Origin of the sequence: Clostridium sp. CAG:43, from assembly GCF_000434655.1 — a bacterium.
Lineage (GTDB): Bacteria > Bacillota > Clostridia > Lachnospirales > Lachnospiraceae > Otoolea > Otoolea fessa.
In genome coordinates, this window is sequence record NZ_FR894975.1 from 4,981 (window position 1) to 5,947 (window position 967).

Here is a 967-nt window from a genome sequence, read left to right on the forward strand (position 1 = left end):
CCGAGTTCCGTTACCGGAACCCGATTCTGGAAGAGAACAGTCTGGTTATCATCATCAGCCAGTCGGGCGAGACAGCCGACAGCCTGGCAGCCCTGCGTCTGGCAAAGAGCCAGGGCGTTCCTACGATGGCGATTGTCAATGTGGTAGGTTCCACGATTGCGCGTGAGGCAGATCATATTTTCTACACACTGGCAGGACCGGAGATTGCGGTGGCGACCACCAAGGCATATAGCACACAGCTGGTTGCCGGATATCTTCTGGGTGTACAGTTCGCCCATGTGCGCGGTACGATCACAGAAGAAAAATATGAAGAACTCCTTGCAGCCCTGCAGGAACTGCCGGATCAGATCGCGAAGCTGCTCGAAGATGACAAAGAACGCATCCAGTGGTTCGCAGCGAAATATGCCAATGCAAAAGACGTGTTCTTCATCGGTCGCGGCATCGACTACGCAGTCAGCATGGAAGGCAGCCTGAAATTAAAAGAGATCAGCTACATCCATTCCGAAGCATATGCGGCTGGAGAATTAAAACACGGAACCATCAGCCTGATTGAGGATGGTATCCTCGTAGTCAGCATCCTGACCCAGGAAGCCCTGTATGAGAAGATGATCAGCAACATGGTAGAAGTAAAATGCCGCGGCGCCTACCTCATGGGACTCACAACTGCAGGCAACTACAATATTGAAGACACCGTCGATTTCGCAGTCTATATACCGAAGACTGACGAGCACTTCACACCGAGCTTAGCGGTTGTGCCGCTGCAGCTGCTGGGATATTATGTAAGTGTATCGAAGGGACTGGATGTAGATAAGCCTAGAAACCTGGCGAAGAGTGTTACGGTAGAGTAATAGAGCTTTTTATGGTGTTGTTATAGATCTAGAAAAAGTAATATAAATGGAAAGAAAAGACAAGGTTTGCAAAAAGGCATAAAATGTCAGACGCAGACCTTGTTTTTTGCTTGTAATCC

At 49.2% G+C, this 967-nt stretch carries 1 protein-coding gene; it reads left to right on the forward strand.

Annotated elements, in window-relative coordinates:
• Positions 1-848 (forward strand): SIS domain-containing protein (locus tag QVO97_RS00205; RefSeq protein ID WP_288188443.1); only part of this gene is annotated, 848 nt, incomplete at its 5' end.
• Positions 849-967 lie beyond the last annotated feature (119 nt).